The organism is Micromonospora sp. NPDC049051 (assembly GCF_043197575.1).
GTDB lineage: Bacteria > Actinomycetota > Actinomycetes > Mycobacteriales > Micromonosporaceae > Micromonospora.
This window is the reverse complement of the sequence record NZ_JBICTL010000027.1, coordinates 1-1,337: the sequence shown is the minus strand read 5'-3', so window position 1 is coordinate 1,337 and position 1,337 is coordinate 1. Positions and strand designations below refer to the sequence as shown.

1 protein-coding gene is annotated in these 1,337 nt (G+C 68.7%); it reads left to right on the top strand.

Annotated elements, in window-relative coordinates:
• Positions 1-27 precede the first annotated feature (27 nt).
• Positions 28-1,337 (top strand): amino acid adenylation domain-containing protein (locus ACGFIR_RS31600; protein ID WP_393149038.1); only part of this gene is annotated, 1,310 nt, incomplete at its 3' end.

The following is a 1,337-nucleotide window of genomic DNA, read 5'->3' as shown; positions in this document are numbered from 1 at the left end:
CATCGACTGGAACGACTCCTACGCACCGTGGTCGCCGACCCCGACCAACACCTCAACGGCATCGACATCCTCACCACCACCGAACGACAGCGGATGAGCACCCGGGGGATGCCGCTGCCGGCTCATCCCGACAGGTGCGTACACGAGTTGTTCGAGGCGCAGGCACGGCGATCGCCCGAGGCGCTCGCCGTCGTGGCGGCGGACGGGACGCTCACCTACGTTGATCTGGACCGGCGCGCCAACCAACTGGCGCACCATCTGGCTGCCCAAGGCATACGGGCCGGGCAGGTGGTCGGCGTGCACCTCGACCGGAAGCCCGCGCTCATCGTGTCGTTGCTGGCTGTCCTCAAGGTCGGTGCGGCGTACACGTTGCTCGACACCGCATTTCCCGTCGAACGCACCAGGAGGATCGTGGCGGAAACCGCTGCGCCACTGGTCGTCACCGATGGGAACCGAGCTGACCAGCTCGACGCCGCTGGCATCGATGTCGTCCGCCTCGACATGGACGAGGCCGCCATCGCGGCGTGTCCCGACGTCGCCCCGCGGCTCCCGGTGAGCCCGCAGCATCCGGCCTGCGTCATGTTCACCTCCGGTTCGACCGGCCGGCCGAAGGGGGTGGTCTCGCCGCACGAGGCGTTGGTCAGCACGTTCGTCGGCCAGGAGTACCTGCGCTTCGGGCCCGACCGCGTCTACCTGCAGTCCTCACCCGTCTCCTGGGACGCGTTCGCCCTGGAGGTGTTCGGCGTCCTGCTGCACGGAGGGCGGACCGTCCTGCACCCCGGGTCGACTCCGGAACTCGACACCATCGCCGACCTGGTCGCCGAACACGGCGTCACCACCCTGCAGTTGTCGGCCAGCCTGTTCAATCTGCTGCTGGACGAGCGGCCTGGAGTGTTCGACCAGGTCGAGGAAGCGATGACCGCGGGGGAGGCGGCTTCCGTCTCCCACGTCTCCCGGGCACGGAGACAGTTCCCACGGCTTCGGCTGATCAACGGGTACGGGCCGGTGGAGAACATGGGCTTCTCCACCGCCTATGACATCGGTGTCGACGACCTCGACCGCGCTCCTGTGCCGATCGGCCGGCCTATCGCGGGCACCCGGATCCACCTGCTCGACGCTCGCCTCGACCTTGTGCCGGACGGGGTGATCGGCGAGGTCTACATCGGTGGTGCGGGCCTGGCCCTGGGGTATCTGGGCCAGCCAGGCCTGACCGCGGAGCGGTTCGTGGCGGATCCGTTCGCCGGGGTGCCGGGTGCGCGGATGTATCGCACGGGTGATCTGGCGCGGTGGGGTGTGGACGGTGTTCTGGAGTTCGTGGGGCGTGCCGACAGTCAGGT